This window comes from Fluviispira multicolorata, assembly GCF_009208585.1.
Lineage (GTDB): Bacteria > Bdellovibrionota_B > Oligoflexia > Silvanigrellales > Silvanigrellaceae > Silvanigrella > Silvanigrella multicolorata.
In genome coordinates this window covers 458,167-474,222 of sequence record NZ_WFLN01000006.1, presented here as the reverse complement: position 1 = coordinate 474,222, position 16,056 = coordinate 458,167, and the positions used below count along the sequence as shown (strand labels likewise).

General features: G+C 32.3%; 11 protein-coding genes. All 11 read right to left on the bottom strand.

Features of this window, described 5'->3' with window-relative positions:
- Positions 1–6: 6 nt before the first annotated feature.
- Complete coding sequence (locus GCL57_RS08470; protein ID WP_152212918.1) at positions 7–3,123, bottom strand: TAT-variant-translocated molybdopterin oxidoreductase; 3,117 nt, start codon at positions 3,121–3,123, stop codon at positions 7–9.
- 63 nt (positions 3,124–3,186) lie between these two features.
- A complete protein-coding gene (locus GCL57_RS08465; protein ID WP_152212917.1) occupies positions 3,187–3,837 on the bottom strand; it encodes a cytochrome c3 family protein in 651 nt (216 codons plus the stop codon).
- A 337-nt stretch (positions 3,838–4,174) separates the two neighbouring features.
- A complete protein-coding gene (gene cyoE / locus GCL57_RS08460) occupies positions 4,175–5,059 on the bottom strand; it encodes a heme o synthase (RefSeq protein WP_152212916.1) in 885 nt (294 codons plus the stop codon).
- A 26-nt stretch (positions 5,060–5,085) separates the two neighbouring features.
- Positions 5,086–5,562 carry a hypothetical protein gene (locus GCL57_RS08455; protein WP_152212915.1) on the bottom strand — a complete coding sequence of 159 codons (477 nt, stop codon included), beginning with the start codon at positions 5,560–5,562 and terminating at the stop codon, positions 5,086–5,088.
- Positions 5,563–5,646: 84 nt separating this feature from the next.
- Entirely contained in the window at positions 5,647–9,369 is a 3,723-nt protein-coding gene (locus GCL57_RS08450) for an ABC transporter transmembrane domain-containing protein (protein WP_152212914.1), read from the bottom strand.
- Between the two features lie 73 nt (positions 9,370–9,442).
- A complete protein-coding gene (locus GCL57_RS08445; RefSeq protein ID WP_152212913.1) occupies positions 9,443–10,096 on the bottom strand; it encodes an HAD family hydrolase in 654 nt (217 codons plus the stop codon).
- Between the two features lie 6 nt (positions 10,097–10,102).
- A complete protein-coding gene (locus GCL57_RS08440; protein ID WP_152212912.1) occupies positions 10,103–10,513 on the bottom strand; it encodes a cupin domain-containing protein in 411 nt (136 codons plus the stop codon).
- A gap of 54 nt (positions 10,514–10,567) precedes the next feature.
- Entirely contained in the window at positions 10,568–11,359 is a 792-nt protein-coding gene (gene gloB / locus GCL57_RS08435) for a hydroxyacylglutathione hydrolase (protein WP_152212911.1), read from the bottom strand.
- A gap of 2 nt (positions 11,360–11,361) precedes the next feature.
- Positions 11,362–13,788: a Tex family protein gene (locus tag GCL57_RS08430; RefSeq protein WP_152212910.1), complete on the bottom strand. Its 2,427-nt coding sequence runs from the start codon at positions 13,786–13,788 to the stop codon at positions 11,362–11,364.
- Positions 13,789–13,932: 144 nt separating this feature from the next.
- Complete coding sequence (gene ndk, locus GCL57_RS08425; protein ID WP_152213021.1) at positions 13,933–14,364, bottom strand: nucleoside-diphosphate kinase; 432 nt, start codon at positions 14,362–14,364, stop codon at positions 13,933–13,935.
- A gap of 132 nt (positions 14,365–14,496) precedes the next feature.
- Positions 14,497–16,041, bottom strand: coding sequence for a hypothetical protein (locus GCL57_RS08420; RefSeq protein WP_152212909.1), 1,545 nt, complete (start codon positions 16,039–16,041; stop codon positions 14,497–14,499).
- Between the last annotated feature and the right edge of the window lie 15 nt (positions 16,042–16,056).

Here is a 16,056-nt window from a genome sequence, read left to right as displayed (position 1 = left end):
GTTACTTTAACCTAGGTCAGGATTTGCATTACGAAGTTTCGCAAGATAAGTGGTTCTTGGTTTAACATTTAACTCACCAAGCACTGCATAATTACGACTTTGTTCTTTTAATTTAGAAACAGCCGTTGAAGGATCGGCAATATCACCAAATACAATTGCATTTGTTGGACATACACTTTGACAAGCTGTTACAATTGCTCCATCTGGAATTAAACCATCATTTGTCTTTTTGAATTTAGAGCGTGCAGAGTTTATTTTTTGTACACAATAAGTACATTTTTCCATAACACCACGGAAGCGAACTGTTACGTTAGGATTTTTCTGCATAGCATAAAGAGGATTCCGTTCATCATCAATTTTACTATAATTAAAGAAATTATAACGGCGCACTTTATAAGGACAGTTATTTGCACAGTAACGTGTTCCAACACAGCGATTATATGCCATATCATTCAGTCCATCAGGGCTATGTACTGTTGCAGCAACAGGACAAACAGCTTCGCATGGAGCATTTTCACAATGCTGACAATTCATTGGTTGAAAAACGGTACGAACTTCAGGATCATCTACGTTCCCTGTAAAATAGCGATCCAAACGAATCCAAGACATTTCTCTATTTTTAAAGACTTCTTCTTTACCAACAACAGAAATATTATTTTCCGACTGACACGCAACGGTACACGCATTGCAACCAATGCATGTATTTAAATCAATCGTCATTCCCCATTGCTGACGAGCCCATTTCTTTTGTGCTGGATCTTTTGGAAATTTAAAAAGATTATTTCTTTGTTCTTCAATTGGAATAAGCTCTTGTTCAAGAACAAATTCTGGATTTGATTTATATTCTTTTAAAGTCGCTTCACGTACAGCTTGGGGTCTATCACTCAGCTCTCCGGGTGTGCCATTCATTGAGCCATGTTCTTGGGTAGAAACAAGTGAATATTTTTGACCTGTTTTTTCTAATTTTGCTCCTGAACCATACCATGAGTCAGATGTACGTATTAAATTCGCATTAAACCCACAATCTTTTGCAACTCTACCTGCTTTTCTTCCATATCCTAATTGAAGAACTCCAGTAAAATCTGCAACACCGGGTACTTCCCAGACAGCAACATCGAAACTTCTATTGCGGTATGTCACACGCACGAGATCAACTTCAGATTTTCCTGGCTTTGGACGCGCTCTTAAACCCATAGCTCTTGCTGTTTTAGGGCTTAAAAGTAAAGCATTGTCCCATACAAGCTTATGAACAGGATCTGGCAATTCTTGCATCCAAGCATTATTTGAATAACTGCCATCATAAACAGTTCTGTCTAAATAAAACTCAAGATCAATAGATTTTTCACTTGGATCTTCAGTACGAATAGATTTAGAATAATCATTAGCAAACTGTGCGTAAGAATAATTATTAGAAGAAATAATTTCTTTTTTAATTTCAGAAATAAAGCCATTACTTAATGAATGACGCCAGATATTTTCAAAACCGCTTGGATTACCAAGTTTCTTTTGCCAGTACTGTTTTACATAGGTATATCCAGAAATCTTATTGTCGAGATGAATTAAAAAACTAATAAAAGAATACTCATCCAAACAATCATCAAATAAAGGTGCAATTAATGGCTGTCTCACTCCAACAGTTCCATCTGCAGTCCTTGCATCTCCCCAAGACTCCAAAAAGTGAGTTTTAGGAATAAAGTAAGAACAAGCTGCAGATGTTTCATCATGCCCAAATCCTAAATAGAAACTATTTTTTACTTTAGGTAACAATTCAGAAAATTTTGCATCTGCTGGTAACGAATAAACTGGGTTGCCATCGATAATAATTATAGTTTGTGTACTTTTTGATTCAATTGCAGCTTTTAAATTTGCAATTGAAGAATTATTTTTGACTTTACTGGTATCAGCAGTTAAAGTAACAGTCTTTCCCGCCGCACCAAGTGCTGAGTTTATTGCAAAACCTAATGCGTGCATCCATGCGGGTTGTCTATCCCCAACAATAACAAGACTTGCATTTCTTTGAGAGTATAGATCTTTAGCGCAAGCTTTAATCCACTTATTAAGTCCATCCGCTAAATCAAATTTATTTTCAAAATATTTACTAATTTCTGTAGGGAAATGAGCTCCAAGCATTGAAAGTTCAGAAGCAAGTGAAACTAAAAATTCGCCTAATTTGCCACTTCTCAATGTATAGCGATGGTCGGACGCAGTTCCTGTAATACTAAAATGAGACTCAACGCTATAGAGTCTATTCATACTTGAATTTGAATTTAAAATTTTCCGTTTTTCTGCAAACTGTCTTGCATTTTTAACACTGTCACCTTCAATTCCCATAAAATCAGAATCTACTGCAAGTATTACATTTGCATTTAAAAAATCATAAGTAACATCAACTGATGAGTTTAAAACCTGACTTAATCCTAATTTTCTATTTTTAGAATAATTTGAATCTTGCTCAACAACAATTGCTTTAGGATATTTTAACTTGAATTCTTCTATTAAAGATGAATAAGATGGTGATGAATTTGTAGAATATATTAATGCAAGATCTTCACCTCCACTTTTTTGTGATTTCAAAAGTGATGCTTTTAGATCGTTTAATATATTATCTCTTGCAGCTTCTTTTCCAGATTTCAAGGCTTTTTGACCACGATCTGGATCATACATATTTAAAATTTCTGCTTGAGCAAATGCATTAGAAGAACCAATTTTGCTCCCCACAATTGGATTGCTCGATATATGTCTTGAGTTTCCATCAATTTTTGTAGGTCTGCCATCCGTACTTGTCACCAATAAACCGAGGACACTTCCTGCAATTTGTGCAGAGGTTGCAAAGTTTTTTGGAACTCCCGGAAGCGTGTCTTCTGGCCTATGACTTTCAGGATAAACATGCTCTTTAGGCCTTCTAATACAACCTGTTGAAGTCACCCCAGCAAGAGCCAACGATGCTCCAATAATTCCTAAAAACTTTCTTCTATGAACGCCTGGGCGCATTTCAAGTTCGCTGGCCCCGTGAGGAAATTCGCGCTGTAGTTTACTTAAAAACTCAGGCGATTGTTCTAAATCCTCAATGCTGCGCCAATGTGTTTGTTTTTTTTGTTCATCATTGGAATTGAACTGTGTCATGTTGCAAACTTTCCAATCAAAATTTGTTACTTTACGAATATTCAAAAAAAATTCAATTAAAATTCAGTAATGACAAGCTCCACAAGCTTGTGGCCCTTGTATAAGTTTATCTTTATAATCAGGATCATTTAGAGGAATATATCCTTCTGCATGAGGATCATAAATCATATTTTTCAATTCACTCTGTGGTCTGATATTCGGCAGAGGATTTCTATGACAATCAAGGCACCAGCCCATGCTTAATGGAGAGACCATGCTGACTGTGTTCATTTTATCAATCCTTCCATGGCATGACACACAGCCCACTCCAGCTGTTAAATGCGCACTGTGATCGAAATGTGAATAACGCGGTAATGAGTGAACTCGAACCCAAGGAATTGGAGTTTTATTTTCAAAACTATCGCGAAGAACTTTTAATCTAGGACTGTCTTTTTTAACTTTATTGTGACATCCCATACACGTGTCTGCTGCAGGGATCGGAGAAAAAGATCCTTTTTCAACTCCCGCATGGCAATAACTACAATCCATACCCATTTGTCCTGCATGAAGCTGGTGGCTAAATGCGATAGGCTGAACAGGTTCATAACCAACTGCCAAAAATTTTGGCGAAAAATAGTACCAAATTCCTGTAACGATAGCTATTAACAGTAACGAAACACCTATACCAGCGTATAGAGGAATTCGGTTTGTCCATTTTGGAAATATCGGTTCCACGTCACCACCCAAATAAAAGCAAAAACAAATAATAAATAAAAAAATTCAAAAAACTGATCTGATGCAAACTACAATATAGCGAAATGCAAATTCAAGAATACTTGAATGTGCTGCAACCTTTAGTTGCGGAAGAGTTCTAACGGATCAAAACAAGAGGAGCAAGAGTTCCATCCTAGATCATCAAAAAGAATTTTTAAACTCGCATGCAATCAACAAGATAAAATATCCTCTTTCGAAAGATCTCTTGTCAAGTAAACGAACAAAAGTGTGGCGAAAATTAGTGAGAATGATTCTCAATTAGCCCGCTTTATAAAAAATTAATTTATTCTTTTTTACATTAATTATTAATCAGAATCCAAACAAATCTATCTATAACTAATGCAAATACAAGGACTGGTAAGTAAACAAGAGAGGCAAGGAAAAATTTTCTAGGCCAATTTGGCATCATCTCTTTTTTTAAACCCAAAATACTTAAGCGAAGAAACCAAGTTCCTAACCCAATTGCAATTATGAAGTAGACTAAACCTCCTACTTTTAAAGGAACAAGTAAAAAACTGATGAGAATCAAAGCAATTGACCAGAAAAATGCCTGTGTTTTTGCAACACGATCTCCTCGCACTGCTGGCACAACTTTTATATTTGCTTTTGCATAATCATCTTTATGATAAATTGCTATAGCTATAAAATGAGGCATTTGCCATGCGAATAAAACTCCAAATAATGCAAGTCCCGCTAGATCAACTTGATTATTAACCGCTGTCCAACCTAAAAGCGGAGGCATTGCTCCGGGGAATGCACCAATAACTAAAGCAAGTGGAGTTTTAGATTTTAAAGGAGTATAAACCAAACTATAGCAAGCAATTGCAGCAAATGAAAGAATTGCTGTTAATATATTTACAAAGTAAGAAAGAATAAAAATACTTGAGATTCCAAGAACAGTTGCAAAAATGAGAGCATTCATAACTTTGACTCTACCCATTGCAATTGGACGATATCGTGTTCTTTTCATTAATTTATCAGACTCACGTTCATAAATCATATTAAACGTATTTGCTGAAGAAACAGAAAACGCTGTTCCAATTAAAGTCATAATAAAAGATAATAGTGTTATATTTCCCGGAGCTAATACAACGCCACCCGCCGTCATTATAATACAAAAAAATGTAATCCGAGGCTTACATAGTTCAATATAATCTTTAAAAGTAGAATTTTTTTTAGACATTTTTTATTTGGTTTCCAAAATTCTTTTTAATGATTTTGTGCAGTTCTTTTAGCAACTGTTTTGCAAAAATCTGCAACCGTTTGCCAAGTATCAGCACAAGCCTTCTTTTCACGCTTAAGTTTTTTATCGTGCATATATGGTGCACATTGTTTTACACCAAAATTATATGTGTAGATATCATTACCATACTGAGTACACTCTTTTGATTTATCACTATTTGCAATACAAACTTTGATCATTCTTGAAACTGTATCATCACAAAGCTGAGTCATTGCATCACATTTTTTAAACCAATTAATCGTTTTCTCTGCGCATTCATTAAGTGATAATGATGGGGATTCTTTTTGCATTTGTGCTAGAGAAGTTGTAATTTCTTTTGAAGAATACTCATAATTTCTAAAAACAACCCATCCGAGTATTATTGCAAGCACAAAAAGACCAATCACTAAGGGAACACCTAAATCTCCCTTACGTCTAAATGCACTATTATCTGAATTTTGCATTACTTGACTTCCTAATTTAAATTTATAAATCTTTAAAAAGAAAAATTGTATTATGCGGCTCAGCCGTTCGAAAGTAGCCTTAGCCTATTCATGACACAAATGCCAGAAATAGCCATTCTCTTTTTTTCTAAGTATCTCTGGAGAGTCAAACTCCACAATACAACCTCTATCCATAACAAGCACGCGGTCGCAGTCAAGAACTGTCGTAACACGATGAGCAATTGTAATAACAGTGCATTTAGAAAATAATTGCTGAATAGCTCTTTGTATAATTTCATCTGTTTCAATATCAAGACTTGCTGTTGCTTCATCGAGTATAAGAATTTTATTTTCTCTAAGAATTGATCTTGCTAAGCATATTAATTGTCTTTGACCAATACTAAAATTACTCCCACATTCTAACACAGGTGTGTCTAATCCTGTAATTAAGAGTTCTGGCATTGCTTTACCAATTTGCGAATTTTCAATTGCTTTCCATATCGTTTTATTTTCAAATTCATGAAATGGATCTAAGTTTTTTCTTAATGTACCTGTAAATAAAATTGGATCCTGCGGAATTATTGAAATACTTTTACGAAGTGATGTTAATGATACATTTTTTATATTTTTTCCGTCTATTATAATATCTCCAGATAAAGGCTCTACACAACGAAATAGTGCGTTTACTAAACTGCTTTTTCCAGCTCCCGTCCTTCCAACAATTCCAATTTTTTCCCCTTCATTGACATGTAAAGTAATATTTTTTAATATAGGCTTTTTATTATTTTCGTATTGTAGAACAATATCAATAAATGATATTTTACCATTTATTGGCCATTCATTACCAGGAATATCTCCATGATAATTTTCAGGCAATATCTTAGAATAATTCGTTACTCTTTCAATTGAATTCATTCCTGATGCAAGTTCAGCATACATTCTTACTGACCAATTTAAAACTGTATTTATCATTAGAGAATAAGTGATTGCCATACCTAATAAACCAGGGTTAACATAGGATTGAATATAAAATGATGTGCAAACTGTAAGAAATAAAATACTACATCCAATAAACTCCACTCTTGTAGCTAACCATCTATTTAATGATATTATTGTATAAAATGCCTTTTGATTCTTTTCAATTAGATTAATATTTTCACTTATAAATTTTTTCTGTGCTCTAAATACACGTATGATTGGTATACCTGATAGAGTTTCTGAAAAATAAGCATAAACAGGACTTCTTGTGATTGAATCCAGTCTTCTTGCTTCTAACGATGAACAAAAATATCTTTCTTGAATTTTATAATATATTAATAAAATAGGTATAATTCCAAAAATACAGTATGGACTGATAAAAACTAAAATCAATATTGTTGAAAAAATTGTAAATAAAGAAGCTACAAATTCTTGTAAATTTTGTGGTAAAAAAAGATCAATATTTTCTTGATCTTTACCAAATCTATTTAATATTCTCCCAGCTGGGTTGCTGTTAAAGAATGAAAGAGGTGCAGATATTACGCCTTCAAATAATTTATTATGAAAGATCTGAGCCGCATTTACGCCTTTTTTTAGAACTGAGTAAGACCGCATAAATGAAAATAATAACCCAAATATCCCTAATAAAATATATGCAATTAAAAAATAATTTACTGGTAATATTCGATTTGAACTCCAATAACCGAGCCATGCATCTGTTAATGATGAGAAAACTTCCTTGAAAAGAAACAGAGCACACATACCATAAATAACAATTCCCGGCGCAATTGCTTTTACATATATTGTATAAAAATTTTTGTCTATTTTACCAAAATTTCTATCCTCATCTATTATAATTTTTTGAAACTGTAGTTTTTCTTGATTTAGATCTGTAAAATCAAGATTTGTTTGTCTAAATTCACTTACAATATTATTTGATAAAATATTATTTGAGACTGAATCTAACATTCCAACCATCAAATTTTTTTGCTTCTGTTTAAATTTATTTGAATAGAAAATATCTAGCTTTTCTTCATTATATTTATTTGAAATTATTTTAGATATTTTCCCATTTTCTAGGTAAATAACTCTGTCAGCATATTTTGCATATTCTTGCTTATGCGTGACTAGTATTCTGGTTTTATTTGATAATTCTGAAAGAAGACATCTTTCAAAAACCATATCACTGGTATTCACATCGACTGAACTAAAACTGTCATCAAACAAATATATATCTGATTCATCATATATTGCTCTAGCAATATTTATTCTTTGTTTTTGTCCGCCAGAAAGATTAACCCCACTTTCCCCAATTTCAATCGCATCCCCAGCTTCAAAAGCTAAAATATCATTTTCTAACGCAGCACAAAAAATACTTTTATTATATTTTTCTTTATTTTCAATTTTTTTAAATAGAATATTTTCTTTTAATGACTGATTAATAAGCCAAGGAATTTGAGGAATATAAGTAATTTTACCACAATACTCTAAAACTCCATTAACTTTTAAAGTTTCACCAAGGAGTGAATTTAAAAAAGTACTCTTACCACTTCCAACAGATCCAAGAATAATTAAAAATTCACCTGAATTCACATGCAAATCTATATCACTTAATAAAAATTTTGAGTCTAATGAATTTTTGAATGAGGAATTTTTAAATATTATTTCCCCTTTTTTTAAATTCTTATTTTCTTGACTTAATATTTTTTCAGGGAGTAAAAGAAAATTTTGTATCCTATTTATTGAAACAAATGCATCAATAAAACTTGTAATAACTTGAGGAAATTGGCTCATCACTGGCTTTAATAGCGCAAAAAGAGCTATAGAAGAAAAAATAACGGCCAAGTCTAATTTTACCCCAAAAATAAAGGATGTACTAAAAGTAATAATAGCGAAAATTATCGGAGTAGCTATGAAAACTGTATTTAGTATTGCTCCATTTTTTGCAAGTAAATTTAATACTGATACTTCATTGCTTCTTTCATTATAAACTTCTTTTTTAAAAAATTTTTCCCATGCATACAGTTTAATTATTTTAATACTATTTATTATATCACTCATGAATGCTACACGAACATCACTTATACTCAATAAATTTTTTTTATAATTAAAAATATTCTTAGATAATTTAAATGAAAATAAAAGAAGTATTAAAAATATAATAACTGAGGGTAGTACTGAAATTCCAATAAAATAGAATAAAATTGAAATAATTGTAACAAGCTGAACAGGTAAAATCCATAGGTTATGAAATTGTGAAGCTAAATTATAAATCCGTGCATTATCAATTACCATTAAATTTACAATTTCTCCGGTTTTTAACCGATCTCGAGTTTCTTTTGATAGATCCAAAGATTTCTCATAAATAATTCCACAAATAGCGGCTTTTAACCTGCAACCAAAACGCAAAACAGTATGATATGAATGTTGAGTGAGCATATTTGCCATAAAGACAAGGGCACAAATTTTAAATGCTAAAAATAATCCGTGCTCTATTGTAGCATTATTTTTCTGTATTTGAATGATAATATCTTTTAATATAAATGTGACATATATATTTATTATTAAACTTAATAAGCACATAAAAGTCACTATTATAACTTTTTTAAAATGAATTGCTAAAAGTGATCTTAAAAGAATATTTTTTCTAAAACTATTTTTCCTATATTCATTTTTTAAATCTAAATAGCATTGCTCAATATTATCTTTTTTTGGAAGATCGAGTAAGTCTGTTGCTTCTAATGGTTTTTTCCATCCAAGCCTAACAATTGGATTTACCCATAAAAAAAACATTCGAGAAAATAGTTTTGAAGAATCTTCAAAATCTTTTTTATGCTTTGAGGTGTTCACGTTTTTGCTTCCTATTGACTCCTCATAGGATAGCAAAAAAAGAAGAAAAAATATCTGTTTGCTTATAAAGCAGTTATAGCAAAGTCAAAAGTTCTAGAGGACTCTTAATTACATAGTCAGGCTTTGTAGTACCAAAAGTTTTATTATAACCAAAAGAACACCAAACAGTTTTTGCACCAAAAGCTTTTCCAGCTTCAACATCACCCGCACTGTCACCCACCATATAGGAAGAATCACGATCACTTACAAAACCATGTCTTTTAGCTGCAATTTTTAATGGAAGAGCACTTGGCTTCATTTCTTCACAGCTATCACCACCCATTACATCAATAATGTATTCACTGATATTTAATTCTTTTAAAAGGGCTCTCGAATGTTTTTCTGGCTTATTTGTCACAATAATTATTTTTGAATTTTTTGAAAGTTCTTCTAAAACATCTTTAACACCTTCGTAGCAAAAGCTCTTTAAGCATATATTCTCAAGATAGTTTTTCTCATATTCTGTTTTTATTTTTTGATACGACAAATCAAAATTGATACTTTGCTTAAAATAGTCGTCAAAACACGCCATGTAAAGCTCATACATTCCTCGATTCACATGTTTCTTTAATTCATCATTATTTCTAGGATGAAGTCCCAATAATTCTCTGACTATATTCACAGAATATACCATATCATCTCTTGAGTCTTCTAAAGTACCATCTAAATCAAAAAAATAAAATTTCATTTATAATCAAGCCTTATTTTCTTTTTGCTTTTGAAGATCTTCTATACTTCCTTTAGCATCCCCATATTCAGTCACACTTCTAACACCCGATCGACTCCCTTTAAATGCAGTAAAGGGTTTAGAATTATGGGTAATTGCTTCATGCGGAATTCCTGCTGGAATAATAACTATGTCACCAGCTTCGATTGTAATGGGGAATTCAGAAAAATGAAAAGTGATACAACCAGAAACGGCCGCACGAATTTCTTCATAATCATGAGCGTGCATACTTCGTTCAAACCATGGTGGACAGGTTTGTAAATCATATGCTTTAAATCCTAAATTATCTAATTCCATTTTCATAAGATCTTCAGTTGGATCTTGTTTATGAGGCCATTTATATAGAATAATTCCATTGGGTAGCTTAAATTGATACATAACTTTACTCCAATTAAATTCCCCATAAAGGGATATGAAATATAATATCTAATCTTAAAAAGGAATCTTAATTTTCGGTGGATTATCTCGATACTTTCTAACAGCAATAAAAGTTTCAAGATCATCTTTTGTTGATAAAACTTTTCTCAATTCAGGATCATCCCAACGCAAAAAACTGCTTACATTTTTTTCATCAGACAATTGAAATGGAATTGAAGGCAATTGTTTTTGTTTCAAGACGTATAATTCATGAATCTTATTTTTAATTTTTAAATTATCTGGTTCAAGCTGTTCCAGTATTAAATAATTTTCTAATGTGTATTCATGTGCACACCAAATATAGGTATAATCGGGAATATTATCACGAATAAATTTTAATGAAGAAAACATTTGTTCAAATGTACCTTCAAATATTTTTCCGCAGCCACCAGAGAAAATGGTATCTCCAATAAATAAATGATTCTCACCACTTTTTAAAGAAAAATGATAACAAATATGCCCAATCGTATGGCCTGGAACAAAGTAAACAAGAGCCACTTCATTCGCAAATTGAATTTTATCACCATGTTTTAAAAAATAATCTTGCTTTCCTATTCTACCAGAATCATTCGCACTTGCATAAATTTCTACATCAGGAAAATATTTGGACAGTTTTTTATTACCGCCAATATGATCCGCGTGATGATGGGTATTAAAAATTTTTGTTAAAATTAAATTTTCATTTTTTAAATAAGCTAAAACGGGATCTGCTTCAGCAGGATCAATAACGGCTGCTTCTTGTTTAAATTCATCAATTAATATAAAAATATAATTATCATTTAATGCAGGAAGCAACTCGATTTTCATGATTAAACTCGATTTGAATTAAACTTACTTAACAAATCAGTTAAACTCGCTGGTTTTTCTGGCTCTTTATTAGTTGAGCGCCCCGTACCACTTTGTGGGTTTCCTTTGCGTGAAGAAAATCCAGTAGAATGAGGTCTTTTATTTTCTTCTCTTGGCCTAAAATTTGGCCGAGTGTTATTTTCAGAAGATGCGCCTGAGCGATTTACGTTGGTATTATTATTTGTAGCGTTATGAGTATTTTCTTCGCATGCACGTTTAGATAATGAAATTCTCTTTCTTTCTTTATCAAGACCAATTACTTTAACTTTTACTTGCTGCCCAACAGAAATTGCCAGTGAGAGATCCTTAATAAATTGATTAGAAAGTTCAGAAATGTGAATTAACCCATCTTGATGAACGCCAATATCAACAAAAGCCCCAAAATTTGTTACGTTAGTAACGGTGCCTGTTAAAACTTGCCCTTCCTTTAAATGATTGAAGTCACGTACTTCACGATTATATGTTTGTTTTGCACCCTCTTCGCGAGGGTCACGACCTGGTTTCGTTAGTTCTTTTATTACATCTTGCAAAGTTGGTAATCCTACTTCTTGAGTTACATAATTTTCAAGTTTTATTTTTGAAATATTTTCTTTTTTTCCGACAAGTTCATTTACAGAAATTGCTAAATCAGCAGATATCTTTTCAATAATTGAATAAGTTTCTGGGTGAACTGCTGTGTTATCAAGGGGGTTTTCGCTGCCCGGAATTCTTAAAAATCCTGCAGACTGCTCAAATGTTTTTGCACCAAAACCCATTACTTCAAACAATTTTTGGCGATCTTTAAATTCACCATTTGCTTCTCTATGTCTAACAATGCTCTTCGCCAAACTTGGTCCAATACCAGCAACATAAGAAAGAAGGCTTGGACTCGCAGTGTTAATATTAACACCAACATAGTTAACACAGCTTTCAACAACTTCACCTAATTGTTTTTTAAGTCGACTTTGATTTACATCGTGTTGATATTGTCCAACACCAATGCTTTTTGGATCAATCTTAACAAGTTCTGCAAGAGGATCTTGTAATCTACGAGCAATACTCACTGCACCTCGATAGACAATATCAAGGTTTGGAAATTCTTCACGTGCAATGTCACTTGCCGAATAAACACTTGCCCCAGCTTCGTTTACAATAACAATTCGAGGTTTTAATGATTTATCAGTTTCAAGTGCTTTTTCAACAAAAGATTCCATTTCACGACCAGCTGTACCGTTGCCAATTGAAATTAATTCAACAAAATGCTTTTTAATTAAACTCAAAAGTATTTCAACGGAGTTTTTATTTTTTGGCTTTTCGAGATCTTCTTCATGTATTGGATAAATTGTAGAATAATCAAGTAATTTCCCTGTTCCATCAACAATAACTATTTTACTACCAGTTCTTAAACCTGGATCGATCCCCAAAACAACACGCTTTGGAATTGGAGGCAGCAACAACAAATTACGAAGATTTTTTCCAAATACAAAAATAGCTTCTTCTTCAGCAGATGTTTTAGTCTCTAAACGAAGCTCAGTTTCTATACTAGGAGAAATAATTCTTGAATAGCTTTCGCTAATACATTCAGTTAAAAAGTTTTTTACAACATCTGATGATGTGCTTTTAATAACGTGACTTGCAATCATTGATTTAGGAATTTCTTCATCAAACTCAAAAGAGACTTTTAAAATTTCCTCTTTTTCTCCACGACGAAGCGCCATCAAACGATGTGCTGCAATTGATTTTGCTGCTTCTTTAAAGGAGTAATAATTATTATATTTTGTTTTCTTATCTTTATGTTCTTCACGAACTTCAGATTTGAACATCGCATTTTCAAACATCCATAGACGCAGTTCTTTTCTCATTTCTGCGATTTCAGAAATATTTTCAGCAATATAATCTTTTGTGCCTTGAATAACTGTTTCTAAATTTGTAAGCTCTTCATGTTTACCAATATATGAAGAGAATAATGGAGCTAAATCAATAAGAGAAGATTCTTGTTTTAATAATTGTTCCGCAAGCGGTGCTAATCCACGCTCAGTTGCTATTTGACCTCTAGTACGTTTTTTAGGTTTAAATGGAAGATAAAGATCTTCTAGATCAGATTTTACTTTGCAGGAAAGAATTTTTGCTTGCAACTCAGGATTTAATTTTCCTTGTTCAGTAATAGATCTGAGAATAGCATCTTTTCTTTCGTTCAAAGCAAAGATATATTCAAATTTATCTCGAATATCTCTAATCTGAACTTCATCAAGGCCACCTGTTACTTCTTTTCTATATCGAGCAATAAATGGTATTGTACAATCATCAAGGATAAGATTAAGAGTATTTTCAACCTGATTTTTAGGTAATTTTAAATCATTTGAAATATCTGATAATATTTCTTGAGTGAGAAGAATTTCTTTTATAGCCATAATAGTTACTCGCAATTTATGGTAGCTAGACAATGCTTTCCGCTCTAAGGGAAAGCAAAACACACGACAGACACTACACTTTTTTTTTACAAAAAAAAACCGCTTAAGCGGTTTTTTAAAATAAGATCTACTTTTTAACAGAGATTATTTTGCAGAATTTACAAGTTCTGTACCAGAAAAGAAGTATGCAACTTCGATAGCTGCATTTTCAAGAGTGTCAGACCCATGCATTGTATTTTCACCAATACTAAGACCAAATTCTGCACGAATTGTTCCTTTACTTGCTTTAGAAGGATCTGTCGCTCCCATAAGCTCACGATAAGATGCAACTGCATTTTTGCCTTCAAGTACAGAAACAACAACTGGACCTGAAGTCATATATTCACAAAGCTCGCCAAAAAAAGGACGTGCTGAATGAACAGCATAGAATTGCTCAGCTTCGCGACGTGACATATGCATTGTTTTTGTAGCTACAACTCTAAGACCGCTTTCTTCAATTTTAGCGAGAATTTTACCAATAATATTTCTTTTTACGCCATCTGGCTTGATGATTGAAAAGGTTCTTTCCATAATGATATCCTTTTTAAAATGATAGAAGAAAGCAAAGTTTAATAAAACCAACGGGAGGCTATTTATAAAATGGCTCATGTGTCAATAGAAATTAGTTAAAAGAAGAAGATTGGTTGGCTTTTTCTTTATGAAACGGAACTATTTATCCGCAATCGACTCTTTCATAATAAAATCTTGAAGAATATGTAGCCATATACGTGGACGAGGGTTACCCTCATGAGAATCTCGCAAGATCTCCTTTAGAATTCTTATTAAAAAGCAAAAATTAAATAGATCTTGTGTTGTTTCAGAGTTTTTTGGCTTCAACTGAGATGATCCAATATTTTCTTCTAAGCTATTATTGTAAAATTTAAAAAAAGTTGATTCAATTTCTTTTAAAGAAGGCTGATATTTTTCAGGCATAACTACGTCTGATATTTTCACTGTTGTAATATTTTCCATTTTAATATTCATATTATCTTCAATATCAGTTAATGACGCATAATATTTTCGTTCTGTAAAGTACCAGGCAAATCTTAGACTCACAATTAACGAAGCTATATCTTTAAAACATGGCTGTTTTAAGCGACGATATGTGGGGTCATCAAAATGATCTGATTCATAATCAAGTAAAATAAGTCCATCTTTTCCAATTAAAATTTGCCCAAGATGAACATTTCCATGATTACGAATTCTAAGACCTAAATCATCTGCATATTTTATTTTATCAATTATCTTTTCAACGAATGTTGGTAATAAATAAAATACTCCAGAATATATTGGATACATATCTTGCATTTCTAATACTTTTTTCATCCGCTCATGCAATTTTTCCACCAAAATATCAAGCCATTTTGCTTTAGACACTTCCGTATTTTGTTCAGGCGCTAAATCAGTGCCCCTAGGAGCAACCGTCATCGCTTTATGAAAATCGCCTAAGACACGTCCTAAAGATTCAATCAAATGTAAAACTTGATTCCAGGCTTCTTCAGAAGACCTTTCTTTTAATTTTTTCGGAAAACGAGCTTTATGCAATAAAGACACTAAATGAGGAAATAAAGTACCATTATTTTGAATATATTTTATTCCAATTGCAATATGTGATTTCTTAATATTTCTAGAAGAAAATTCAAAAACACTGATTAATTTAGCAAAATTTAAAAAAATATTTTGACCACTTAGATATGTCAGTAACTCAACTTCTATAGATTGAGGATGTTCTTTTTCGACAGTTCTAAATATTTTATATGCAATTTGAAAATCTAAACGCACACAAGTGTTTTTAGTATCACTCCAAATACCAATCGCAACAAAACTTGGCTCTCCAGAACCTTTTTTATGAAAAAAAGTACCTTTCTTTGCAGTTGGAAGTGGATTTCTTTGCTTTTGTGACAAACGCCATGATTCAAAAAAATGACCATCTGCGGAAGCATCTCTAAGGCTCCATGGCGAAATTGTTATGAGATCTCCGTCTTCACTGTATCTAGCTAAACGAAAGGGCAAAACATAAAGATCAGATGTTCCATCAAATTCTATCCATAAAAACCCTGCAGCACCTTGAGCACTTGTCTCAAATAAACAGACATCGAAGACTTTTCCTTGCGGCTTTTTTAATTGCTTAAATGGAAAATTACTCTGTTCAAGCCATGTTTGTTCAGAAATAGCCTCTACAAGTTTTTCAATAATTTCAATAAAGGCATTCATGTATTTTTTTCTTAA